The organism is Mycobacterium sp. JS623 (genome assembly GCF_000328565.1).
Lineage (GTDB): Bacteria > Actinomycetota > Actinomycetes > Mycobacteriales > Mycobacteriaceae > Mycobacterium.
The window spans coordinates 370,555-394,147 of the sequence record NC_019957.1; the positions used below are offsets into that span (position 1 = coordinate 370,555).

At 64.6% G+C, this 23,593-nt stretch carries 20 protein-coding genes; 17 read left to right on the forward strand and 3 right to left on the reverse strand.

The annotated features are described in order from the left end of the window. Positions 1-47: 47 nt before the first annotated feature. A complete protein-coding gene (locus MYCSM_RS32955; RefSeq protein WP_015297853.1) occupies positions 48-1,364 on the forward strand; it encodes an adenylate/guanylate cyclase domain-containing protein in 1,317 nt (438 codons plus the stop codon). Positions 1,365-1,562: 198 nt separating this feature from the next. Further along, positions 1,563-2,873 carry an adenylate/guanylate cyclase domain-containing protein gene (locus MYCSM_RS32960; RefSeq protein ID WP_015297854.1) on the forward strand — a complete coding sequence of 437 codons (1,311 nt, stop codon included), beginning with the start codon at positions 1,563-1,565 and terminating at the stop codon, positions 2,871-2,873. A gap of 373 nt (positions 2,874-3,246) precedes the next feature. Here MYCSM_RS32960 and MYCSM_RS32965 read toward each other — a convergent pair whose 3' ends face one another. The 3 genes from MYCSM_RS32965 to MYCSM_RS32975 form a co-directional block, all read right to left on the reverse strand. After that, entirely contained in the window at positions 3,247-3,795 is a 549-nt protein-coding gene (locus MYCSM_RS32965; RefSeq protein ID WP_015297855.1) for a hypothetical protein, read from the reverse strand. Continuing rightward, a complete protein-coding gene (locus MYCSM_RS32970; protein WP_015297856.1) occupies positions 3,792-4,598 on the reverse strand; it encodes a hypothetical protein in 807 nt (268 codons plus the stop codon). The genes MYCSM_RS32965 and MYCSM_RS32970 overlap by 4 nt, the downstream gene beginning before the upstream one ends. 156 nt (positions 4,599-4,754) lie before the next feature. Next, on the reverse strand, positions 4,755-4,976 hold the full coding sequence (locus tag MYCSM_RS32975; RefSeq protein WP_015297857.1) for a hypothetical protein: 222 nt from the start codon (positions 4,974-4,976) through the stop codon (positions 4,755-4,757). 440 nt (positions 4,977-5,416) lie between these two features. Here MYCSM_RS32975 and MYCSM_RS32980 point away from each other — a divergent pair, with 440 nt between their 5' ends. The 15 genes from MYCSM_RS32980 to MYCSM_RS33050 all read left to right on the forward strand — a co-directional run bounded on the left by MYCSM_RS32980 (position 5,417) and on the right by MYCSM_RS33050 (position 23,583). Next, positions 5,417-6,106, forward strand: coding sequence for a hypothetical protein (locus MYCSM_RS32980; RefSeq protein WP_015297858.1), 690 nt, complete (start codon positions 5,417-5,419; stop codon positions 6,104-6,106). Between the two features lie 66 nt (positions 6,107-6,172). Beyond that, positions 6,173-6,466, forward strand: a complete 294-nt coding sequence (locus MYCSM_RS32985; protein ID WP_015297859.1) for a hypothetical protein — start codon at positions 6,173-6,175, stop codon at positions 6,464-6,466. Beyond that, a complete protein-coding gene (locus tag MYCSM_RS32990; RefSeq protein WP_015297860.1) occupies positions 6,459-7,439 on the forward strand; it encodes a hypothetical protein in 981 nt (326 codons plus the stop codon). The genes MYCSM_RS32985 and MYCSM_RS32990 overlap by 8 nt, the downstream gene beginning before the upstream one ends. Next, positions 7,426-8,379, forward strand: coding sequence for a conjugal transfer protein (locus MYCSM_RS32995; RefSeq protein WP_232425882.1), 954 nt, complete (start codon positions 7,426-7,428; stop codon positions 8,377-8,379). The genes MYCSM_RS32990 and MYCSM_RS32995 overlap by 14 nt, the downstream gene beginning before the upstream one ends. 13 nt (positions 8,380-8,392) lie before the next feature. Continuing rightward, positions 8,393-8,671, forward strand: a complete 279-nt coding sequence (locus MYCSM_RS33000) for a hypothetical protein (RefSeq protein ID WP_015297862.1) — start codon at positions 8,393-8,395, stop codon at positions 8,669-8,671. Continuing rightward, positions 8,671-9,027, forward strand: coding sequence for a hypothetical protein (locus MYCSM_RS33005; protein ID WP_015297863.1), 357 nt, complete (start codon positions 8,671-8,673; stop codon positions 9,025-9,027). The genes MYCSM_RS33000 and MYCSM_RS33005 overlap by 1 nt, the downstream gene beginning before the upstream one ends. Beyond that, positions 9,024-11,618 carry an ATP-binding protein gene (locus MYCSM_RS33010; RefSeq protein ID WP_015297864.1) on the forward strand — a complete coding sequence of 865 codons (2,595 nt, stop codon included), beginning with the start codon at positions 9,024-9,026 and terminating at the stop codon, positions 11,616-11,618. The genes MYCSM_RS33005 and MYCSM_RS33010 overlap by 4 nt, the downstream gene beginning before the upstream one ends. Beyond that, the gene (locus tag MYCSM_RS33015) at positions 11,615-13,537 is read left to right on the forward strand and encodes a hypothetical protein (protein ID WP_015297865.1); all 1,923 of its coding nucleotides are present in this window, start codon (positions 11,615-11,617) and stop codon (positions 13,535-13,537) included. Before MYCSM_RS33010 ends, MYCSM_RS33015 begins: the two co-directional genes overlap by 4 nt. Positions 13,538-13,555: 18 nt before the next feature. Then, positions 13,556-15,325, forward strand: coding sequence for an AAA family ATPase (locus MYCSM_RS33020; protein ID WP_015297866.1), 1,770 nt, complete (start codon positions 13,556-13,558; stop codon positions 15,323-15,325). Between the two features lie 913 nt (positions 15,326-16,238). Beyond that, on the forward strand, positions 16,239-17,081 hold the full coding sequence (locus MYCSM_RS33025; RefSeq protein WP_015297867.1) for a glycosyltransferase family 2 protein: 843 nt from the start codon (positions 16,239-16,241) through the stop codon (positions 17,079-17,081). 61 nt (positions 17,082-17,142) lie between these two features. Then, on the forward strand, positions 17,143-19,092 hold the full coding sequence (locus MYCSM_RS33030; protein ID WP_015297868.1) for a PMT family glycosyltransferase 4-amino-4-deoxy-L-arabinose transferase: 1,950 nt from the start codon (positions 17,143-17,145) through the stop codon (positions 19,090-19,092). Continuing rightward, positions 19,073-19,867 carry a hypothetical protein gene (locus MYCSM_RS33035; RefSeq protein ID WP_442928553.1) on the forward strand — a complete coding sequence of 265 codons (795 nt, stop codon included), beginning with the start codon at positions 19,073-19,075 and terminating at the stop codon, positions 19,865-19,867. Before MYCSM_RS33030 ends, MYCSM_RS33035 begins: the two co-directional genes overlap by 20 nt. Next, positions 19,854-21,311, forward strand: a complete 1,458-nt coding sequence (locus MYCSM_RS33040; protein ID WP_157681578.1) for a lipopolysaccharide biosynthesis protein — start codon at positions 19,854-19,856, stop codon at positions 21,309-21,311. The genes MYCSM_RS33035 and MYCSM_RS33040 overlap by 14 nt, the downstream gene beginning before the upstream one ends. Beyond that, a complete protein-coding gene (locus MYCSM_RS33045) occupies positions 21,308-22,315 on the forward strand; it encodes a glycosyltransferase (protein WP_015297871.1) in 1,008 nt (335 codons plus the stop codon). The genes MYCSM_RS33040 and MYCSM_RS33045 overlap by 4 nt, the downstream gene beginning before the upstream one ends. Before the next feature lie 302 nt (positions 22,316-22,617). Further along, entirely contained in the window at positions 22,618-23,583 is a 966-nt protein-coding gene (locus MYCSM_RS33050) for a hypothetical protein (RefSeq protein WP_157681579.1), read from the forward strand. The last annotated feature ends 10 nt before the right edge of the window (positions 23,584-23,593 follow it).

Below are 23,593 nucleotides of genomic sequence, written 5' to 3' on the forward strand. Positions count from 1 at the left end.
TGCTCGACACCAAATACTCGACCCGGCTCCCGGCTTAAACTTCCGCCGTGTTCTCGGAGACGCGCTATGCGCTGAACGGCGACCTGCGCGTCGCCTATCGCACGTCGCGCGAAGGTCCACGAGACATCGTGTTCGTCCCGACCTGGTTCACGTGCTGTGAGGTTCTTCCGGAGCTACCGTCCATTCAAGGGTGGGTCGAGGCGATGACATCGCTCGGTCGGCTCATCTTCTTCGACCAACCGGGCACAGGAGGCTCCGATCCCGTCACAGCGGGCGCGCTGCCGACCTTGGAGCAATGGGCCGACAGCATCACCGCGGTGCTCGACGATCTCGGGAGCCCAGAAGCGGTCCTCATCGCGGGCGTCGGCGCATTCGCGACGGGAGCGCTATTCGCCGCAACACATCCGTCTCGCACAAGTGCGCTGGTCGCCCTCGAGGTCTATGCGGATCCGATGGCTCAACGAACTGATGGGCTCGTCCCCGAGGAAGTCCTCGCCGCGATGGTCGGCATATGGGGCACGGGAGACATCGAACGTGTGTTGAATCCGGACATGCCGTGGAACGAGGAGATCCGGGCAACGTGGGCTCGGCTGGAACGTATGGCCGCGAGTCCAGGAACCGCTGCTCTCATGATGCCTCTAGTGTCCGAAATGGACGTGCGGGCGCTGCTTCCGGCAGTCCGCGTGCCAACCCTGGTCGTCCAGCACGCCGACGATCCGGTGGTCCTGCCCGAGTGGGGCAAGGACGTCGCTGACCGCATATCTGGCGCGAAGTACGTCGAACTGCCGGGACGCAACATATTCCACTTCGTTGAACCCTGGCGGTCGTCGTTCCAGGAGATCGCCGAGTTCCTGACCGGTCACCAGGCCGACGTGGCCGAGGACCGTGTGCTTGCCACGGTGCTTTTCACCGACATCGTGGACTCGACGCGCCGGGCGGCGGAGATCGGTGACCGGGATTGGCATGCGCTGCTTGATGCGCACGACGCCGTCGTCCGATCTCAACTCGCTCGCTTTCGAGGCCGCGAGGTAAGCACATCGGGAGACAGCTTCCTGGCGATGTTCGACGGTCCACAGCGAGCGATCCGCTGCGCGATGGCCATCCGCGATGCCGTGCAAGCACTCGGCATCGAGGTACGGGCTGGGTTGCACACCGGCGAGTGCGAGGTCCGCGGCGATGACATCGGCGGCATCGCGGTACACATCGGCGCACGGGTGAGCGCACTGGCGGGGCCGAACGACGTACTCGTGTCCAGCACGCTGCGCGATTTGGTGATCGGGTCGGGGCTGGAGTTTGAGGAGCGGGGTCCGTATGAACTCAAGGGCGTGCCCGGCGAGTGGCGTCTCTTCGCCGTCGCCTCGTAGTTGCCGCTGCGGGTGAAACGGCTGGTGCGGTCGCTCGGGGCGTTGGGCGTACCAGAACTAACGTCGTGAAATTTCTCAAAGGTCGCAGCGAAAGTGTTAGGGGAATCGTGTGGTTACCGGATTGATCCCGCTCGTGCTGACGTCTGGTTTTTTCTTGAGACCAAAAACTCGACCCGGCTCCCGTCTTAAACTTCCGCCGTGTTCTCGGAGACGCGCTATGCGATGAACGGGGACTTGTGTGTCGCCTATCGCACCTCGCCCGAGGGTCCCTGCGACATTGTGTTCGTCTCTAACTGGTATACAAACTGTGAGGTCTTTCCGGAGCTGCCATCGCTTCAAGGATGGGTCGAGGCGATGACATCGCTCGGTCGGCTAATCTTCTTCGACCAGCCCGGCACCGGAGCGTCCGATCCCACGACATCGGCCGCACTGCCAACCTTGGAGCAATGGGCTGACAGCATCACCGCCGTGCTTGACGATCTCGGGAGTCGTGAAACAGTCCTCGTCGCGATCGACGGGGCAGTCGCGACAGCGGCCTTGTTCGCAGCAACACATCCGTCCCGCACCACCGCACTCGTCGTGATCGAAGGCTACGCAGATGCGGGAGACAGCCCCCCGTCGCTTAGAGAGGAAGTTCTCCCTGCGTTTGTCGACATGTGGCGTACAGCAGAGTTCCAGCATCTATTCAACCCGGACATGCCGTGGAACGAGGAGATCCGGGCAGCGTGGGCACGACATAATCGCCTCGCGGCAAGCCCAGGAACCGTTGCTCTCATGCTGCCTCTTGTGGCTGAATTGAACGTGCGCGCGATCCTTCCCGCCGTCTCCGTGCCCACCCTTGTCCTCCAGCACGCCGACGACCCACTGATCACACCCGCAATGGGCAAGGATGTCGCCGATCACATACCGGCCGCGAAATACGTTGAGCTGCCTGGGCGCAACATTTTCCACGTCGTCGAACCGTGGCGGGATTCCTTCCGGGAGATCGCCGAGTTTCTCACCGGTCACCAGGCCGACGTGGCCGATGATCGGGTTCTTGCCACGGTGCTTTTCACCGACATTGTGGACTCGACGCGCCGGGCAGCGGAGGTGGGTGACCGTGACTGGCGTGCGTTGCTCGATGCGCACGACGCCGTCGTCCGATCTCAACTCGCCCGCTTTCGAGGTCGCGAGGTAAGCACTTCGGGAGACAGCTTCCTCGCGATGTTCGACGGCCCCCAACGAGCGATCCGTTGCGCCATGGCGATCCGCGACGCGGTGCAGTCGCTCGGCATCCAGGTGCGGGCCGGGTTGCACACCGGCGAGTGCGAAGTTCGCGGTGATGACATCGGCGGCATCGCGGTACACATTGGCGCACGGGTGAGCGCTCTGGCCGGACCGAACGACGTGCTCGTGTCGAGCACGCTGCGCGATCTGGTGATCGGGTCAGGACTCGAGTTCGAAGACCGAGGCGATCACACGCTCAAAGGAGTGCCTGGCGAATGGCGACTCTTCGCCGTCGCCCCGTAGCCGCACTTACGGCGATAAGTCCCGGTGTACTTGTTCGGGCGTTTCTACCGCTGATCGAGTACCGCTGTGCGACCGCCGGATTGCGGTAACAACCCGCGCCTACCGGCCCTGCGCCAGCGGATGCCTGCCCACCTCCGTTACCAGTGTCAGCCACGTGTTCACTGCCCCACGGGACGGGGTGGACCGCCCCACCGATGGTCTCTGGTCGGTGGGACGGGATGGGTGCGCTATTGCTGCGCGGATGGATCAATGTCGGTGCGTATGTGGGGTTCTCGATAACCGTAGATGGTGACCGTGCGGGAAGCCCTTGTGGGACAGTCGTCGCGGTGCCTGTGACCGGTGAGAAATCCCTCGCCAGGACCCTTCGCGAGAATCACTTGCGGTGAGTGAGACATCCCAGACGTTGACCGATTTCCTTGGCGCGCTCGCTTTCTACCCGGCGAATGCGGTTGTTGTCGGGAGGCGATGGCTGGAGAGTCGGGCGAAAGATGAGGAGATCGGCGGCGAAGGTGAAGGCGACAATTTGGACGTCGCCCCCGTAGGCGGCATGAATGGTGAAGGTGATGATTCCGCCTGAGATCTGGATCGCCGCGACTTCGTCGATGGCCGCGACGTAGTCAGGGTCGTGCTCTTCGGGGTTATCGACGCGGGCGAATCCGGCGGTCCCACAGGCGGAAATCAAGTTGTCATCGGCCTCGAGGATGGGGTCTGTGATGGCGAAGAGAGTCCCGCGCAGGACAGGTGGGCCGTCGCTCGCGATGAGGGGGTCCGCGTCCCCGAAGGCCAGGGCATGACCGCTTACGCGGACCCACAGGTTGCCTGGGTTTCCGTGGCCGTGGACGGGAAGCTGGATGCTGGAGAAATTGGTGATTTGACCGTCGATTGAGCCGGTCGCTGTACAGGTGAAGTCGGCGTAGCTCATCGCGGGCCTGCGTCGAGGAGCATTTCAAAATCGACACCGACGGCGGAGGGGGCGGCGAGCGTGAGTTGGATGGTGGTGGGCGGTGCGAAGTGGAAGGAGTTGTCGGTCGCCCCGGCAGGCAGGTTGGTGAGTTCGTTTGGCAGCAGGGTTGGCAGCACCACATTGGTGGGGCCGAGGGGGACGTTGTCGATCTGATAGGCGACGGCCCATGTTCCTCCGGTAAGGACCGGCTTTCCGTGGCTGAAGCCGCTTCTTGGAGCTTGCATTTGCGGGGTACCCGTCGGTGGAGTGGTGAAGACCCCAGCATCGACCCGGAATAGCGGCTGACCGGCGAGGGCACTAGGCGATGGCGCGCCGAGGGATTCGCTCCAGCGGACAGTTCCGGCGATGAGAGTGTCCACCGGATTGGACAGAACCTCGACGTGGTAGGTGAATCGCTCAAAGATCGAATCGGTTCCCTGCACGCCGATGTCGGTGACGAGGGTGATGAGGCCAGTGCTGGGGTCGATCTCGACGGTGTTGGTATCGACGGCAAAGATGAACTCGCTATGCGAGTTGGTGATGGAGGCGAGGTCTACCTTGGAGCAGGCCTGAGCCTGAAGTGTCGTGCTGCCAAGTATGACCCCGACTTTTTGTTGCGTCACCGACCGATGGCTCTTCAGATGCACTGCGACGGTGCCGGTGAAGATTTGCATCTGCTGAGGCGGGTTGCCGACGAAGAAGGCCAAACTTGCGGGGGAATTGAGGCGGCTGTCCGGAGGAGTGGAGGTCGCGTCGATGGTGATCGGTGGCAGAACTCCCATGCGGGTTCCCCTTGATCAATGAAGCCCACTCGAACTCCGAATCCGGGTGTTCGATTCACGCTTCGATACGAAACGATAGTGCAGAATGGCAGCGTAGCGGAGCCGATTCGTCACCCTCGATGAAACCAACGTCAGCGTCGGGCGGCGTGCGTGGGCTTAACCGTCGGATGGAGGGCGGTTCCCGCCCTTGATGCCGATGATTTCGACGGAGCGCCAAACGTTGGGCGAATAGGACACGACCGCGGTTGCTAAATCTCCCTCCGGCCAGACTGTGAGAACCCCGCCTTCACTGATCTTGTAACTGGCGGGTTCCAGCCCGTCGTAAACCTCCACGGTGTTATCGGCAAACGTAATACGGAAGTTGTAGAGGTAGCCCATCTCGGGAAGTCTTTCACGGATGGTGAAGCTCCGCGATCACCTGACCGGCCATCACCGTGCCGCGTGACGCCGGTTCGTCGGGCAGGGTGACCGCAACGCCGCAGCCGCCGCATCAGGCCGTACCCGAAATGGCTCCCGAGCCCCGCGGTTACGGCATAACCAACCTTCGTACCTGAGGACGGAACCTGTCCATCACCTTCGCCGTGACACGCTGTCGGCCGCGGCTTAACCCCGTGTCCGGAGCACCCCGCACCGGGCGAATGCGGGCGGGCGATTGCGGACTTGAATCTGCCTGGCAATCGGCTGCTACGGGTGCGAAGACGGATCGCGGTCACCCAGACGGCGTAACGCAATCGGGCCTTAGCACCATCTCAGCGCCGGGTAGTTGGCCCGCAAAAATAGCGTCCGAGAGCATGTTTGACTGCCCTTAGGCTCGAAGCATGCAGCTGCCGCCTGACCGCTTCGACGACGTGCGCCGCGAATGGATCGCCTATCACCAAAGCTGGTCGACCATTCAGCGTCGCCGCGCCGAGCAGCTGGGTCGCGTGGTCCGCAAGCGCCAGCGGATCCGCACCTCAGCAGTGCCCGACCCGCACGACGACACCTTGATCGCTCCACTGTGGCTGCGCGCGTCGAAATCGCCTGGCGCCCAGGTGGAATTGTGCGCGGTGCTGCTGGCTGCCCTGGTCGCACCGATCGGATGGCCAGCCGGCGTCGTGGCCTACCAGGCGATCGTGCGGCTGATTCCCCACACGCTGCGGGCGTTTCCGATTGCGGCGATGCTGTGGACCGGAGCCGCGCTGGGCCTGCTCGGGCTGCTGCTCTACGCGTTGTGCTATGACCCCGCAGGGTCATTCGGCCAGATCGCCGCGTTGCCGTGGTGCTGCCTGCAGGTGGCTGGGGTGCCGGTGGTCGCCGGCATCTATGGGATCGCCAACGGCTGGTTGGCCCTTGGCGGCTCCGAACAGTGGTGGCCCCTGACACCCGCCAAGCGCGCATTGACCGCCGCGGACGCCGCCGCTGTTCTCGGCGGCTACGATCTCACCGGCCCGGCGTCGTTGCCGCCGCACCGCTCAACGAGGCGGGGGAGAGGACGCTGCCATGACGCGCACGTGTCGCTGTCCCCGTGAATTACCCCGTCTGTCAATGCAATCCGGGACCGTCGTGGTGTCAGACCGGGGGATTAGGTTGCGGGCATGAGGATCTTCTTTGCTTTTCTCGTCATGGGCATGATCGCTTTCGCCGTAGCGCTGATCGCGGTGGCCGAAGCGCTCGTGGCGGCGCTGCCCTATCTCGCCGTCGCTTTGGTCGTGGTCCTGCTGCTGCGCCTGCTCGACCGCCGCAGCACACCGCCGGCACCGGTGCGCCCCGCGGCAGCGCCGCCGGCCGGATGGGTGCTGGTGCCGGTGCAGATGGTGCCGATCGAGGCGTCGCGGCCTGCGGTCATCGACATCGATGTCCTCGGCGAGAACGGCACCCGCCGTGAGTGAGCAGACGGTCGCTGCGCCCGAGAACGAGGAGTGGGTGAATCAACTGTTCACCGAAACCCCGCTTCCGTTGCGCGCCAGGCCCGCTGGCCATGCCGGTGACGACGATCTACCTGAAGGCGACGACGAGTCACCGCCCAGCGAGCCGCCCGTCGAACTGGACGTAGAGCCCGCCGCCGCGCCCGTCGACGCCGACGCCGGCGCCAAACGCGTCGGGCTCTGGCTGTGCGCCGGCGCTGTCGCTGTGGCGGCGCTGATGATCGTCGCGTTCGCTGTATTCGGCGGCGGGCCCGACCCTGAACCCGGCCTGCGACACCAGGGAATAGTTGTGCCACCGGGCTTTTCGGCTGCTCCCACGACCAGCGCACTATCGGCGCCAGTGGGGGAGACGGCCGTGCCCTTCACCGCGGCCACCGCCGGTTGCGGGCCCGGCTCGACCTCGCCACAAGCGCTCACAGACACCAGCACCGACTCGGCGTGGGTGTGCGCCCGCGGCAGCCAGGAGAGCTTCCTGGACGGCCAGGTGCTGCATGTGCGCTTCACCTGCGAGCAGTCTCGGCCCGAGTCGGCGTGCAGCTACATGCTCACCTCGGTGTCGGTCACACCGGGCTGGGTCGCCAAAACCGTCGGCGGCCAGGACAACTGGCTGGCCCACCGGGTGGTGACCCGGCTGCAATTCAACTTTTTCAACGGCAACCAGCTGGCCGCCGATCCGTTCTTCGTCGACACCAACAGCGTGCACGGCCCGGTGACCGCCACCCTGCCCACCCGCGTGCTGGCGTCGCGTGTCGACGTGCTCGTCCTGCACACCGGCCGCCCGCCGGCCGCCCCGCTACCGACGGGAACTGACGACCAGAGCGCGACCGCCACGCCCGCCCCGACCGAAACCCCCAGTGACGCCACGGTGTTCACCGATCCGGTGGATGCGACGTTCGCGATGAGCCAACTGCAGTTCCTGGGTCATGCGCCCAGCTGAACGGGCCATGTCGGCGACGTGGCGCCACCGTCTCGACACCGGCCAGCGCCGCGCCCGCACCGCCGGGGCGGCCACTCTGGTGGTGTGTGCTGTGCTCGGCGCGTGCGCGGGGGCCAAAGACTTTCTCACCGTACCGCACCCGGACGACGCCGACGTGGAGGCGATCGCCACCAGGGTCGCCAACGAGCGTGCCGCCGCCGGCGAGTTCGCCGCGGATTTCGTGTGGGCGGTGCTGACGACGCCGAGCTCGAAAAGCGCTGCCCTGCAACGTTACCTCACACCACCGGACTCGCCGGCGCCCACGCCGGCCCCGGCGACCGGCTCGCTTCCCGCGGCGGTCATCACCACCCCGAAGGTGTGGTCGGTTGTCCCGGCCGGCTCGACCGGGGATGTCGGCGAGTACTGCGTCACCATCGAGGTGCAGCAGCGGCCCTATGCCTCCGCGGAGGCGACGCGCGCGTTTTACCGTGTGCCCGTGGCGATCTGGAACTATCAGCCGCGCGCCATGGACATGCCCACCCCCATCAGCGACCCCGGCCCCGGCGCCGATGTGAAGATCGGCTACACCCATCCGCTGGATACCGCCAGCGCGGTCTATGGGGTCGTCAGCGGATTCGTCACCACCTACCTGACCGCCACCAGTGGGCTGGACCGTTATGTGATGGCGGATTCCTGGATCAAACCGGTTGGCGGCTACCACAGCGCCGTGCTTACCACCGCCGCGACCGACGTTGCGATCCCCGATAACGCCTCTTCGGGGACCCGAATCCACGTGCGCGCCAGCGTGTCTGCGCAAACATCGCAGTTCGCGGTGCTGAACTTCAGCTTCCCGCTGTCCGTCGAAAATAGCGGCGGAACCTGGATGATCGCCGACATAGACTTGATCCCACAGACCAGCGAGGAGACCGCCGCCACACCGGTGGGCACTCCGCACAGCTGAAAGGTGTTATTGCATGCGGTATTTGGCTGATGGGTTGTTCACCTCGGGCACGTCGATCGCGTACATGATCGAAGGCCTGCTCGCCGCGGTCGCCCTGGTGGCCGGCACCATGACCACCCTGGGCAAAACGTCCAAAGAAGGCGCCGGCGCCGGAATGACTCACCAGTTCCTCGTCATCGGACTGTCGGTCACCATCTTCCTTTCCGCGGGCATCGCCGCACTGATCACCCACGAATTCCAGAGCCACGGCGTGACCAACCACGTCAATGTCCCCAACCCCTGGGGCCAGTGATGATCGACGAGTCACCGGCCAAAGTCTGGTCCGACCAACGTGATCTGCCGATCTACCTCGGCGACGCCGGCGACGGCTTCCGGTTGCCGTTCAAGGAGCGCTGGCGCCTGCCCGACGCGTGCGCGGCGCTGATCGGCTTCATCGTCACCGGCACCGCGGTCACACTCAACCTCGACAGCGGGCGTGCGCTGCTGATCCTCGTCGTCGGTGTGGCGGTCACCGCCGCCGCGGTGTGGGTGCTGTCGAAACTGCCCGCCTCACGGCCGTCGATCCGCACCCGCTTCGCGTGGTTTGTCGCCGACCTTCGGCCGCACGTGTCGTGCTCGCATCCGCCCAACGACGCTGCCCGGCGATGAGTTCGGCCCGCTACGACTGCCCGCGCGCCGCTGTCGGCAACCTTCGGTTCACCGATACCGGCGTGTACGCCGACTACCTGGTATCGGGTCTGCCGTTCATCTTCATGGCCAAAGACGCCCAAGACCGGGTCGCCGATGTGCACGCCGAGCTGCTGCGGGCGCTGCCGTCGGGCGCCATGCTCAGCGGGCTGACCACCGACGTGTCAACGCGCAACATCGCCCGGCGGATGGTGTTCGCCCACCCCGACCTGCACCCGGCGCAGATCGGCAGCGGCGCAGCGCTTCCCGCGCATACCCGCGACTGGGTCGCGCACTGCCGGACGTGGGAATCGGCGTTGCGGCGCAGGGGATCACGCCGCCGCATCTACTGGCTGAGCCTGCCCCTGGACTACGGACTGAGCGGGGCCACCGCGACGGGCACCTGGCAGCGGCGGCTGACCTCGATCGTCGGCGCCGACAAGGACAGCGCCGAGTCGCTGAACCGGTACCGGGAACTCGCGGCGGGCATGGTTGGCGCGCTGCCGCCGTCGCTGTTCGCCAAACCGGCCAGCGCCGAACAGATCTGGTGGCACTGGAACTACACCGCCAGCCGCCACGTCTGGCGCCAACCGCTGCCGAGCACACCGTATGACCCGGATGCGCGGCTGCCGGGGTCGGCGTTCACCCCGGTGTGGACAGACCCCTCCGGTGCGGGCGCGCGGGGCCGACGCTGGCGAGCCGCGCGCAGCGACGCCGAGGTGTTCCTGCGCACCTACCGCGATCCCGACGACGGCATCGCCGACTCGTATCAAGCGTTTCTGGGCATCGAGTCGTTCCCGGACACCGGCGTGCGCTGGCCGCAGTCGACGCTGTTCAAGATGCTCGATGACCTGAGCACACCGAGCGCCACGGTGGACTGGACGATCCACGTGACCTTCGACTCCGCCGACGTGGCGGTGGCCACCGCGCACAACGTCATCCTCAACATCAAAGACCAGGCCCGCCAGATCGGCCGGCACGCCCACAGCGACGACGAACTGGTCCGAAAGCTGGCGTCGGGCAAGCAACTTGCCTCCGCGCTCAAACGCGGCGCCGAGCGCGGAGTGAACGCCGCCGTGCTGGTGGCCGCGGCAGCCCCCGATCCGCAGACCGTCGACACCGCGATCACCGAAGTCGTCCGGCGCTACCGCAGACAGGGACTGGACCTGCGACGGCGCCGCGGCAGCCAGCAGACGTGGTGGCGCGCATTCAACCCCGGCACCGAAACCTCTGCGGCGCTGCAGGAGATCCGCAATCCGACCACCACCGCGGCGTTCGCGAAGTTCGTTCCGCTGCTGGCCACCGGGCTGGGCAACAACACCGGTGTGCCGCTGGGGGAGACGATCACCAGCCCGGGCCTGCGCGAGGTCGTGCTGCTAGATCTGCTCAACGCCCCCGCCCGCGACAATCCGGGCAACCTCGTGATCGGCGGCTCACCGGGACGGGGTAAGAGCCAGTGCGCGAAGAACTTGATCCTGTCCTGGCTGCGGATGGGCGCCGGGGTGCATCTCATCGACCCGACCGAGGCGCGCGAGCACGAACACGCGCTGAGCATGTTCGACGACGGCCGCAAGATCGTCATCGACGCCAGACGGCCGCGGTTCACCCTCGACGGGCTGCGCATCTTCGGATTCGCCGAAGCCGCCGAACGCACGGTGGATCATCTGTTGCCGCAGATGGGCTTTTCCCCGGTCAGCCCGCAGGCCGCGCGGCTGAAGGGGCTGCTGGCACCAGAGTCGCGGCACGCCAACGGAATCGGCGCCACCAACGGGCTGATCACCTTGCTGCGGGACCGGACGCGGCCCGACCGCGTCAGCGTCGACGACGACCTGCTGGTCGCCCTGGAAGGGTTGCGCGCCGAACGGCTGCTGGCGCCGATGTTCGACGACACCGCCCCGCCGCCGGATCTGTCACGGCAGCTGGTCATCTGGAACTTCGGCGGACTGAAGCTGCCCACGGTCACCGAGGAATATCAGGCCCACCTGCACCACCAGAGCACCCCGAGTGCGCGCGCCGCCCAGGCCCTCTACGGGATGGCCGCCGAGCTGGCGCAGTCGATGTTCTTCGCCCGCGACACGACACCCGACGTCTTCGTGGTGGAGGAGTGCGCGGCCTGGACGCACTCCCCAGGCGGGCAGCGCTGCGCCAACACCCTGATCCGCCAAGGCCGCAAGGCGTGGACACAGTTCGTCGGGATCAGCCAGGCGCCGCGCCACGACTTCGGTGTGCTCGAGGACCACTTCATCGAGCAGCGAATCTGCTTGGGATTCAAGGAATCCGCGATCGCCGAGGACACCCTGCGCTGGTGCAACCGCGATCTGGCGCGCCACCCCAAACTGCTGGCCGACTACGTCACCAACACCAGCCCCGCCCAGATCATGGCCTACGGCGACGACACCATCGATCACCGCCACGGCCGGGTGATTCCCGGCCGCGAAGGTGAGGCGTGGATGCTCGACGAGTTCGGCGGGTGGGGCAAAATCCGGCTGTTCTCGGCCCCGACACCGGAATTGGCCGAGCTTTACGACACCAACCCGTACCGCAGGCGGATGCGCACCGGGACCACACCGTGACGGTGCGCGTGGCGTACTGGCTGGCGCGTCACCCCCGTGTCCGATGCAACGTGCGGGTTTTCGTTGCGCTGCAGGCGCTTTCGGTGCTGGCAGTGTGCACCGCACCGGCGGCCGGGGCGTCCACCAACGCCGTGGTGCTCAATTGGACGGGTCTGCACGACAGCTACGGGGTGCCCGTCGGCGACTACTACCTGTCGCTGGCCTCGGTGCGCGATCAGCTCATCGCCGCCGGGCCGCAGGGGTCGGCGTGGGATCCCGCGACGTGGGGTGCGTGGATGGTGCACGGCTGGGACGTGTTGTTGACCAGCGTGGCCGCGGCCAGCATGCTGACCGCCGAAGTGGGCTTTTTCGTCGGGGTCATCACGCTGGCGCTGTGGGTGATGCGGGTGACGATCTCGACGTATTGGCTGACGGTGATCGGCGAGGTCGCCAGGGCGATCAGCACCGCGGTCATCAATGTCACGACCCGGTGGGGGCTGATCGCGGTCGCGGTGCCGGTCGGCGTGTTCCTCGGGGTGCTGGCCGTGCGGCGCGGTGAAGCGGGCCGGGGCGCGACGTTGATTCTGACCGCGCTGACCATGCCCGCGCTGGCGGTGACGGTGTTCTCCGATCCGGCCGGGATGATGTACGGGCCCGACGGGCTGCTGGCGTTCGGCCGGCGCATCGGCTTCTCCACCGCCGAGGCCGCCACCCATAACGGGCCCGTTAGCGGCGGCGGTTTCACCGGCCAGGTCGACGCGCTGACGGCCAGCCTGATCACCCACGCGGTGCGGGAACCGTTGCAGGTCTTCAACTTCGGGCACGTCGTGGACCGCGTCGGCGGCTGCGGGGCGCAATGGTCGGCGGGGGTGCGTGCCGGAGCCTTCGATGGGCCGATCACCGCGATGGCGCGCTGCGGGGACGGCGCGGCGGTGCGCTACGCGCAGCACCTCGACGGCACCAACGTGTGGACGGGGCTGGTGCTGGTGGCCGCGGCGCTGCTGTTCGGGTGGTTCATGGTGTCGGCAGGCGCCTCGGTGTTCATGGCGTCGCTGCGCGCGCTGTACACCACCGTCAAGCTGGTGCCCAGCCTGTTGGCCGGTGCGATCTCCGGTGCACCGCAGCGCCACGCCCAAGCGGTGGTGTGGCAGTTTTTCAAGCATGGCCTGGAGGTGACGGTGTTCATCGTGTTCGTCAGCGTGATCGGGCTGGCGATCGAACGCCTCATCGCCGCGCCGCTGCCCGCCGAGCTCGGCGGCGCCAATCCGTTTGCCCACGTGGTGATGATGGCCGCGGCGTCGGTGGCGGCGCTGTATCTGTTGCACCACATCCGCGCCGATCTGGCCGGGCGTCCCGCCGGTCCGGGACTGCTGGTGCGCGGCGCCGAGGTCGTCGGCGGTCTGGCGATGAGCGCCGCGGTGGGCGGGGTGAGCTCGGCCGCGCTGGGTGGGGCGCGCGGCCTGCGCAGCAAGCTGGGGTCGGGCGACAAGGCGCCGTGGGAGGTGCTCGACGAAATGGCCAGTGGCGCGCCAACGAAGGTGTTGGGTGAACCGCTGGAGGGTTTCGATCCGGTGCCGACCGCCGCCGACACCGCGGCGGCGCACGACGTCGGGGTCTCGGGAGGGGCGGGGGACCGGGTCGCGGGCCGGTCGTCGGGTGACGGCGCGGAGGTGGTGGGTGTCGATCCGATAGCGGTGGGCGAGGCGGGCTCGGGCGGCCGACGGGGATCGACGCTGGAGGCTCTGGGTGCGGGGCTGGAGGGCGCAGCGGGTTTCGGTGCTGTGGCGGAGGTGGTCACGGTCGAGCCCATCGGCGACACGGCGAGCACCGGTGTCGGGGAAGACATTCCGCTGCCGCAGGAACCTCCGGAGGACCATCTGCTGCCGCCGCCGGACGAGGCGGACGCGTCACCGACTACCGTCGACCCCATCACCGGCTAGCAGGAGGGCCGCGCAGACGTGAATTCGCCGACCGAGCACCGCCGCGCGTTCGACGCGGCCATTACCCGGTTGCAGGGCGGTGACCGCGACGGCGCGCTGGCCACGTTCACTCGAATCACCGCGCAGAACCCGGCGATGTCGGATGCCTGGATGGGCCGCCTCGCCTGCGGAGATCACAGCCTGGCCGCCTTGGCGGGTGCGCACGAGAACTCCCGCGCCCTGTATCGCGAAAGCCGCCGCATCGGGCTCGAAGACGGCGCCCTTCAGGCGACGGTGGCGGCGCCGCTGTATCTCCCGCTGACCGTCTGGTCGCGCGGGACGATCGCGCTGGCGTATGCCAGTGCGCTGATCACCGCGCGCCGCTACGCCGAGGCCGAGGCGGTGCTCGCCGATGCCGCATTGGTGGAAGACACCCAGGCCGCGCAGTTGCGCCAGTTCGTGCTGGCCGCCTTGTATCACCTGACCGCCCGCTGGACCGATGTGCGCGCCGTCACCGAGGTCAGCCCGCCGCGCCACGCCACCTACACCAACCGCGAGACTGCCGCCGCGACAACGGCTTTGCGCGCGTCGGCGCTGGCCAGCCTGGGTGGGTTGGCGCCCGCATTGGAGCTCGCCGAGACAATCGACACACCGAATCAGCTGATCGCCGCCGACACCGCGCTGACCCGCGGCTGGTGTCTGCGCGAGTTGGGCCGAGAAGACGAGGCGCAGGCCGCTTTTCGCGCCGCAGTGATCGACGGTGAGCTGATCCGCCAGGCGCGTGACGCGCTGGACAATCCGCACTACCGCATCGTGGTGACCGACCCTGAGTCGATCGAGAGCCGCACCGACAAGTGGGATCCCGCCACCCAGGTCAGCCCCGATGCGCGCGCCGAGGCCGAACTCGCCTCCCACCGCCAGAAGGTGCTGTCGGCGGCGCAGAGCCGCATCGAGGAACTCGTCGGTCTGGAGGCCGCCAAGGAGCAGATCGCGGTGTGGCGCACCGAGATTCAGATCGAGCAACTGATGGCCGCCCAGGGCGAGCCCGTCGAGTCGGCCAACGAGAACCACATGGTGTTCCTCGGCCCGCCCGGCACCGCCAAAACGACCTTCGCCCGGGTGGTCGGTGAGGTGCTGTTCGGGTTGGGCAAGATCGCGCGCCCCGACGTCAAGGAAGTCACCGAGGAGGACATCGTCGTCGGCTACGTGTCGCAGACCGCCACCCGGATGAAGGAGGTCTGCGAAGAGGCGCGCGGCGGAGTGCTTTTCATCGACGAGGCCTACCGGCTGGTGCCCAAGACTGAAGGCCACTCCTTCGGTCTGGATGCGATCAACACCCTGCTGAAGTACATGGAGGATCTCCGCGACGAACTCGTGGTGATCGTGGCCGGCTACCCCGAGGAGATGAAGGCGTTCCTGAAGGCCAATGTCGGCCTGGCTTCACGGTTTCACTTCACGCTGACCTTCACCAGCTACGCGCCCGAGGAGATCGTCGCGATCGGCCAGCAGATGGCCGCCAAGGAACGGCTGGCGGTCAGCGCGCAAGCGTGGTCGCTGCTGCGTGATGAGGCGGCGCGGCTGCGCGGAATCCGTTCGGGCAGCGGCACATTGCTCGATGTCGCCGGCAACGGCCGTTATGCCCGCAAGGTCGTCGCCGCCTGCAAACGCGAACGGGCGCGACGCCTGCACAAGTTGGCGCCGTCTCCGCAGCAGCTCGAGGAACTGGTGCGCGCCGATCCGGCGGTGCTAGGTGTGCACGAAGAGGACATGGTGCGGGCGTTGGCGGAGTCGGGTCCGGCGGCGGATTGAGGGTTTGCGGGTTCGAGTCCCTAGCTCGCTCCAGCGAGGCGACGCGTTTGGAGATAGCTGTAGAGATCGCCGTTCTTCCTGGCGAGCAATGTCTGGAACATTGGGGTTTTCCGATCGTCATACGCAATAGTTGATTCTATCGAGTGCAGTCGTCTGGCCAGGCAAAGATTGGATGGATCGGCAGCCCGAGTCCGCAGGCACGGCGACTTCGTCGACAGGTGCCGGTTCCGAGCAGGCCACGGCCAAATTTAATAACGGTCCCCACCGGCCGGGGATTTCGTCACAAGGTGGTCGTTTTTGTGTAGCACGAAGGAAACATTGCGCCATTGACGCGTCGGATCAATCACATTTTGTAGCTCGATCTGAAACATCCCGTTCTTTTCAGCTAACTGCGATGTAACTTCTGAATGTGCCTTTTCCGCTAGAGCTGCACTGCGTGACCGGGCGGTATCAGATGAGTTGCGACGAGACGATTGCCGAGGGACGCAGTGACCCGCAAGTGAGCTCAATCACATAGAACGTGTTCTAAAAAGCACGTTTCTCGAGTGATACCTCTTGAGCTGCAAGGCTGACCAGCGAAGTTATTGACGCCTTCGACAAGTCCTGAAGGTGAGGAATCGCACAGTAGTGATACACATTCTTTGCTGGCAGCGGTTGCAGCAGTGTCGACACTGTGCAACTCTTTACGCAATTCCAAGACTTTCTTAACGCGCATCGAAGCGCATGGTGGGCACTAGCGAATGGGGGTAGCAGCCAGGCACTTGGCCTGGCTACTGGGGGATGCCTGTCGGCGAGACAGGAACCTCAGTTCAGCCCTGGGGGCTTGCGCCAGACAACGTCGGCTTTCAACGTCGAAGTCACGTCGATCATGCGCGTCTGAAGACAATTAGATAACAATAGAAGAAAGAGCCCAATGGCTAAGGTAGTGAGTATATGGGAAGGCCTTTCGCACGGCACGAATAGACCGACGGTGACAGTCGTCATCCCGGCTCTCAATGAGGAACGCAACTTACCGCATGTTGCGGCCCGTATGCCAAGGGATATTGATGAAATCGTATTCGTCAATGGCCCTTCAATTGACAATACCGCGGCGGTAGCGCGTGAACTTTGGCCTGACGCGGTGCACGTCAGTCAGACCCGTAAAGGCAAGGGAAACGCATTGGCTTGCGGCTTCCGCGCTGCGTCTGGCGACATCATCGTGATGATCGACGCAGACGGCAGCACCGACCCAATGGAGATCCCGCGGTACGTGGCGGCATTGACCTCAGGTGCGGATTTCGCCAAGGGGTCGCGCTTCATCCAGGGCGGTGGCAGTGCCGACATCACAAGGTTCCGGCGCCTGGGAAACTGGGGACTGAATGTCATTGTGAATGCGCTGTTTTCGACGCGATATACAGATTTGTGCTACGGCTACAACGCGTTCTGGCGGCGTTGCTTGGATGCGATGCAACTGCCGTCGACCGCTGAGTCGGAACCTCAGTGGGGAGATGGCTTCGAGATTGAAACGTTGATCAACGTACGGGTCGCGTCCAGCGGGCTCGCCATTGCCGAGGTATGTAGTTACGAAGCACATCGGATTCACGGTGAGAGCAACCTCAATGCCGTCACAGATGGTATTCGGGTGCTCCGCACAATCCGCAGGGAATTCCAGAGCGGGCGCAAGAGGGGCAAATCGGCCGTCCGGCTTGCGAAAGACTCCAAACAGCTCCGCACGGCAGGGCCGGAGGGTGGTGCCGCGGCGGGACGTGCGTCGTGACTGCTGATTCCGCAGCGGCCCGACGTGTTGTGCGGGCGCCCTTCGAAAGGGCGATGGGTCGATGACGTCACTGGACACCGTGATTGCCGACGCTTCTGATCTCCAAGCGCCATCGGAACGTCATCGGGAAGCCGGCCCTTTCTCACGCAGGCGAGGCCAGAGGAGCTCACTGCCGACTTCACTGCTACTGGTCGCTCTTGGAATCTTCCTCGTTGCATACGGCTATGCGCGTGGCCGCGAGGAGATCGGGTTTGCGTCACCGCTGTACTGGACAGGGCAATTCTTACTGTTCGCTGTCGTCGTCTACCGCGTGATGGCCCCATCCACGAAGCAGCACGAGCGTGACGTGCTCGTTTTCGTGTATGCGGCCGCCCAGTCGTTTATTCGATGGACCTACAGCCCGCACATGTTCACGTTCATCGACGAACTACAGCACTATCGGGCCCTTCGGAACGTCCTTGACTCCGGCCATCTGTTCAACGACAACTACAGCTTGCCGGTGAGCGGCCACTACCCAGGGCTGGAGAATATTGCAGCCCAACTGGTACAGACGGCCAGCATTCACCCGTTCGCCGCCGGTGTAGCGGTAGCGACGTTGACACATCTCCTGTCGACAGGGTGCATTCTGCTGCTGTTCCGAGAGCTGTCCAGGTCGAACTACGTCGCCTCGATTGGCACGCTGATCTATCTGCTGAATCCGCATGCGTCGTTCTTCAACACGTCGTTTCTGTACGAGGCGCCGGCCCTGCCGTTCGCCATCCTCGCGGTTCTTTTCGCGATCCGCTTCGCCACGCGCACCGAACACCGCCCGCTGAACTATTGGGCTGTGCTGGTCAGCACCGCACTCGTGGTGATGACTCACCATGTCACGGCCTTGTCCACGGCCGCGCTCCTGGGGGCGGTATCGATCGTCGCTGTCATTCTTCCGTGGACACGTAGCCTGGCCCCCGCGTTGGCGATATGCGCGGTCAGCTCGGCGCTTGTTGTGGCGGTCTGGATCTTCGGGGTTGCTCCGGTCACCATCGAATATCTAGGTACTCCCGTCCGCGATCTGGTGCAAAACATCGGAGCGTTCCTTACCGGCAAGGCCCCGTTGATATTGCCCGGGCCGCCCACCCCTTTGATCGATCGGTTGCTCGGTCCGTTCGGGGTGCTGGTTACGTTGATGCTGGCGCTGAACAATCTCCGCCGCGCCAAAACGCTCCGACCCCTCGAGGAATGCTGGACATGGTTGGCGCTGTGTCTCTACGGTTCTGCGAGTTTGATTCGGGTGCTGGTCAGCAATGGGTCGGAGTTGGCCGGGCGGCTCCTCACGTACGCCGCGATCTTCTCCGCCTTGGTGGTCGGCACTGTGTTGACACGGATCGTGTCGACGGCATTCCAGGGCGCACCGCCAGGCACCTCCCGATTCCGGCAGGTGATCACCGCAACCGGGATAAGGCGCCTGATCACCGCCACTGCCCCGGGCCGTATGGCAGTCGCCACACTGATCGCCTGCGTGCTACTCGCCAGCTCGATAATGACCAGCTTGCCGGCCTGGTATCAGCGTGTGCCCGGTGGATTCTGGATTGAGGGATTTGCCGGAGGAATCGACAACGTCGGTGTCAGCAGGGCGCAGTGGGCAGACAAATACGTGCGGGGCGGTATCAGGTATACCGGTGACATCGCGTCGATGTGGCTGCTTTCCACGGTTGCCAAGATGGATCCCGTGAAGAGTCCGGGAACAATCTATTACTCGGAACCGTCAAACCGATTCACAGCTCAGGAAATAGACCACATAAAGCAGTCGGCAATAATAATGGTGGACGTCGATATGAGGATGTCGCAGGATATGCCAATCGGTGAACGTTACTTCATCACGGACGTAAACGGCGGCAAGTTGAGGAAGCCGATCGACGTCGAACGGCTGGAAAAATTCGACGGGATTCCCGGGCTGTCGCGAGTATATGACTCGGGACTAGCGCGGATGTACGACCTACGCGGTGGACGGAATGCGCCGTATGCGCGGTAAATTCACACAACTCGACGGGTTCGCAGCAGCCGCAGTCATCTCGTTTGGGTTCGCGCTGCCGTGGGCTCCAGTGGCTGTCTCTTCCCCTGCGGCAGTGGTGTTGTGCTTCGTACTCGTCGGTGTGATTTGGGCGGCGGTGATTACGCCCCTGACTCCCAACCGTTCAGTGGTGACGATACTTGTCGCGATTACGAGTTGCGCGCTCGGCTGGGCGATCGTCGGCGGATTATTGTTGAATTTCCTCCCTTCCGGCCTGAACCGGACGAATTGGCTGGTATATGCGGTCATCGTCTGCATCGCCGGATATTTGATCGCCCGCTTCCGCGGTAATCAGGAAGTATTCAGTTGGCGGCATATCGAGTTTGGGGCGCCGACCTGGCGCACGGTTTTGAAACTCGGCGCCACCGCGGCTTTGCTGATCGCGGCCGTGTTGGTTTCGGTGTTCAGCAACATCGCGAAGGATCGTGAGTTCACTGAGCTGTGGCTGGTGCCGAATAATCCGGCGGGTGCCCAGGTCAAGGTGTTGGAGTCCAACTCCCCGACCCGCGCGATTGACGCGACGGTCGGCGTTAAAAACCAGGAAGGGGAGTCGAGGCGCTACACGCTCGTCTTCGACAGCGGGGCAAACGTCACCACCACAAATTTCACGCTTGGCCCCGAGGAAGAAATGACCAAGGTCGTACCTATCGACGGAGACGAAGCGTCCGCCGCGCTGTATCTCGGTGACCAGACGCAGGGCGATCCGTATCGGAAGGTGTGGGTTGCCCGGCGTTAAAGCGGCGGGGGCGAAACTGCGCCAGTCGCTGCGCGGTGGCGACCCGGCCGCGGATTCAGGGGTGAAATCGGGTGGCCATCTAGTGGTCCGCATCGCGATCGCATTGTGCAGCACCACGGCTATTACGGCTGGTCTCGGATTTCTGTTCTGGGCCGTCGCGGCACGGCTGGCCACCGCGGATGTCATCGGTCGTTCGGCCGCCGTGATCTCCACCATCGAGTTCATCGCGGTGTTCGCCACCCTGGGCCTGCATACCCTACTGATCGCCGAGTTGCCGCGCCGGTACGGTGCGCGTGCCGAGTCACTGGTTGTGACCTGCTTCGCACTGGCGGCCGGGATGGCATTGGTTGGCGCAGTGTGCGTCGCGCTCGTGCACCACATCGTTGACGACCGCGAGTCGATGTATGCGTCGCCCGAATCCGTTCTCCTCTTCGCTATCGGGACCGCGGTGAGCACGGTCGCGATCGTTCTCGACGGAGCGCTGGTTGGGTTCGCGTTACACAATCAGCAGGTACTGCGGAATCTTGTATTCGCGTTAGTGAAGCTGGCCGCACTGCCGGTCGCCGCGCTCACCGCCGGCCTGTCACCTCAGACAGTGGTGTCGGTGTGGGTACTCGGGAATCTGGCATCCGTGCTGGTATTACTCGGCCGACGGACTAGAGAGGCACGTCGACGGTTCTGGATCACACCGTCGGTGAAGGGCTTCGCGCCGATGTGGCGCACGGTCGGAGCGCACCATTGGATCAACGTGGCGATCCAGGCGCCGCGCCTCCTGCTCCCGATCATGGTGGCCGTCCAACTCGGCAGTGCGGCCAATGCGGGTTTCTATGCGGCACTGTTGATGATCACATTCATCTGGATAATCCCAAACAACCTCGGCGTGGCGATGTTCGCCCTGCACAGTGGCAACCCGACCCACTTCCGTGCAGGCTTGCAAGCGGCCATCCGGCTGTCGGCAGTAGTGTCAATCGTCGCAGCGATCGCTGGTCCGCTTCTCGCCCGTCCATTATTGGCCCTGTTCGGTCCCGAATATGTTCATGCCGACTATTGCTTTATGGCGCTGTCGATTTGCACCTTCGCTGGTGCCGTCAAAGCAATCTACATCGCTGTCCGGCGCGCCACTGGAGCCCTGACGACAGCCGCCAGAGTCGCCGTCGCAGGAGCGGCGTGGGAACTGGGCGCCGCTGAGGTCGGATTGCTCATCGGCGGGGTGACAGGTCTCGGTATCGCATTGGGCGCGGCCGCCACCGTCGAGGCAACATTCCTCTGGCCGGCAATTGCTGCCGCAAAACGCGGAGATGACATGTCGCGCAACGACAATACCCGCTTCGGCGATGAGTCACAGGCCGAATCATCCGGACAGTACGCCGGGATGCCGAGCCCGCGGCAACATCCTTTTAATCCCAGACGTCGCAGCGATACCCCGTTGGAGGAACATCTATGACGAGCTCATCCACCCGAACACCAATCTCTGCTTCAGCCCAGGACGGCGGCCACGCCGGTTCACCTGGCGCACAGACGGTTTCAGTAGTGGTGGCGGCCCACAGCGAAGACCGCTGGCCCGGGATCGTCAATGCCATCAAGGGGGCGCAGGCGCAGATCCCCCCTCCGCTAGAAGTAATCCTGGTCGTCGATCACAATCCCGCTCTCGCGCAACGAGCCCGAACCGAGATCAGCGGTGTCACTACGGTCGAGAACACGGACACAAGAGGCGCGTCGACTACTCGCAACATCGGAGTCGAGAACAGTGCCGGCGAGATCATTGTGTTCCTCGACGACGACCAGACTCCGATCCGGTCGGACTGGATCAGCATGCTGTGCCGGCACTTCGACGATCCGCTGGTCCTGGGCGTCGGCGGCGGTTTGGTGCCGGATTGGCCGGATGACATACGGCCGCAATGGTTTCCCGGCGAGTTCGACTGGGTGATCAGCACGTCGTATATCGGCATGCCGGAAACGGTCGCGCCGATTCGGAACGTGTGGGGTGGCAACACCGCAATTCGCCGATCCGTCTTTCTCTCGGTCGGCGGCTTCCGCTCCGGGTTCGGGAAGGTGGGCCATGTCTCGCGTCCGGAAGACACGGACCTATGTCTGCGGATCAAGAAGGCTCATCCGTCGGGGGTCTGGCTCTATGATCCGGACGCCGAAGTCTTGCATCTGGTTCCGCCGCAACGAAGTACCCGCAAGTATTTTCTCAGGCGATGCTGGCAAGAGGGCCGCGGGAAGGCGGCGCTGGTGCAGCTCGTCGGACCGGACGGCATCGAGTCGGAGCGGGATTACACAACCAAGGTGCTGCCGCGGGGTTTGCGCCGCGAACTGCGGACGGCGTTTCGCAGCCGTGACGTCGCGGCACTGGATCGTTGTGGCGCAATCGTTATCGGATTCGGCACTACCGCTGCCGGTTGGGTTGCCGAGGTTGCAGCCATCGCCGCCAGTCGCGCGCGATGATTCGCCTTCCGACGTGGGCGAATGGCAGCGATCGCCTGCTCGCCGGCACCCGCTTCATCGGCGGCTTCGGTGAATTTTCTGACGTGCCGTCTCACTCGGAGCTCAGCGAAGCGCTGCAAACGATCCTACGAGCAGGCCCGCAAACACGGATTGGACTGGAACCGCGGAGGACTCGGCGAATCTGGAGCAGAAGGGGAACCGCACCGGTGGTGTCCGCACTACCCGATGACGTCGCCGAGGGCAACCTTGCGGGGATGTTGGAGTTTGTGCGCCGACGGCCGGGGCCGACTCCTCCCTTCACGGTGTTCACCTCCCGAAATCACGTCGTCTTCGACATCGACCACGGGCTGGGGGACGGCCGGTTCGCGATGGAATTGCTGGAGGCGGTCTTCGATCTCGTCAGCGGAAACCGGCATGCGTGGGTTGAAAAGCGCACTACACCAATGGCGTTGCCACGGGCGGTAATCACAACATTCGGCCGCCACCCTAGTCGGGCACTGATGGCAGTTCGCAGGGCAGCTAAGTTGCGATACGCCGCCCAGGATGACCAGGGTTCTGATGCGAGACAGCACGTTCCATGGGCATCGTCGCTGGCCGTACGGATCGTCCATGTCGATGCGGCCACCGAGGAGCAGGTGGAGAATTGGCGTCGGTCGCATCCTGACACACCCGGCAGCGCCGCGGTTTGGCTCTACGTGGTGCGCAAGGCGCTGCGGGCCGTCGGCATTCCCGTCCGGGAGCGTGCTCTCGTAGCCTTCGATTCACGACGCTATTTGGCGCAGCGACACGCGGTCAAAGGAAACTTCATCGTCGGACTCTCATTCCCTATCGCCGCCGACGAACCACCTGAGGAGATCGATGACCAGATTCGCGGCCTCATTGACGCCGGCGTTCCGTTGGCGGCTCAGGCTGCGATCGGGATCCGATCACTGATCGGTGGTGGCGGTGAAACGGTCATGCCAACTGCTAGGAAAACACATGCACCCGCAGACATCATGTTTACCGACCTCGGTCGCATTCCGTATCTTGACAACGCGCCCTGGCAAGATCCCGAGAAGCGCACGATTACCGCTCTGATAGACCCTGCCGGTCCGCATAGCCTGACCATCCTCAACGGGCGGGTGAAATCTGTACGCGATATCGCTATAACCTTCCACGACAATGTATTTGACGGGGCGCTCATCGACGATGCTGCCAGGCTCATGACCAATCCGATGCAGTTCCTGGACTTCGTAGGCTCGGATGGAAACGCCAACTCACATGCTTAACGAGAAATCG

Coding starts and splice junctions, on each gene's coding strand:
- MYCSM_RS33035 (WP_442928553.1), top strand. CDS start 19,073: ATGCGCCGTATGCGCGGTAAATTCACACAACTCGACGGGTTCGCAGCA.
- MYCSM_RS33005 (WP_015297863.1), top strand. CDS start 8,671: ATGATCGACGAGTCACCGGCCAAAGTCTGGTCCGACCAACGTGATCTG.
- MYCSM_RS32970 (WP_015297856.1), bottom strand. CDS start 4,598: ATGGGAGTTCTGCCACCGATCACCATCGACGCGACCTCCACTCCTCCG.
- MYCSM_RS33010 (WP_015297864.1), top strand. CDS start 9,024: ATGAGTTCGGCCCGCTACGACTGCCCGCGCGCCGCTGTCGGCAACCTT.
- MYCSM_RS33030 (WP_015297868.1), top strand. CDS start 17,143: ATGACGTCACTGGACACCGTGATTGCCGACGCTTCTGATCTCCAAGCG.
- MYCSM_RS32995 (WP_232425882.1), top strand. CDS start 7,426: ATGCGCCCAGCTGAACGGGCCATGTCGGCGACGTGGCGCCACCGTCTC.
- MYCSM_RS32975 (WP_015297857.1), bottom strand. CDS start 4,976: ATGGGCTACCTCTACAACTTCCGTATTACGTTTGCCGATAACACCGTG.
- MYCSM_RS33025 (WP_015297867.1), top strand. CDS start 16,239: ATGGCTAAGGTAGTGAGTATATGGGAAGGCCTTTCGCACGGCACGAAT.
- MYCSM_RS33000 (WP_015297862.1), top strand. CDS start 8,393: ATGCGGTATTTGGCTGATGGGTTGTTCACCTCGGGCACGTCGATCGCG.
- MYCSM_RS33045 (WP_015297871.1), top strand. CDS start 21,308: ATGACGAGCTCATCCACCCGAACACCAATCTCTGCTTCAGCCCAGGAC.
- MYCSM_RS32985 (WP_015297859.1), top strand. CDS start 6,173: ATGAGGATCTTCTTTGCTTTTCTCGTCATGGGCATGATCGCTTTCGCC.
- MYCSM_RS32965 (WP_015297855.1), bottom strand. CDS start 3,795: ATGAGCTACGCCGACTTCACCTGTACAGCGACCGGCTCAATCGACGGT.
- MYCSM_RS32980 (WP_015297858.1), top strand. CDS start 5,417: ATGCAGCTGCCGCCTGACCGCTTCGACGACGTGCGCCGCGAATGGATC.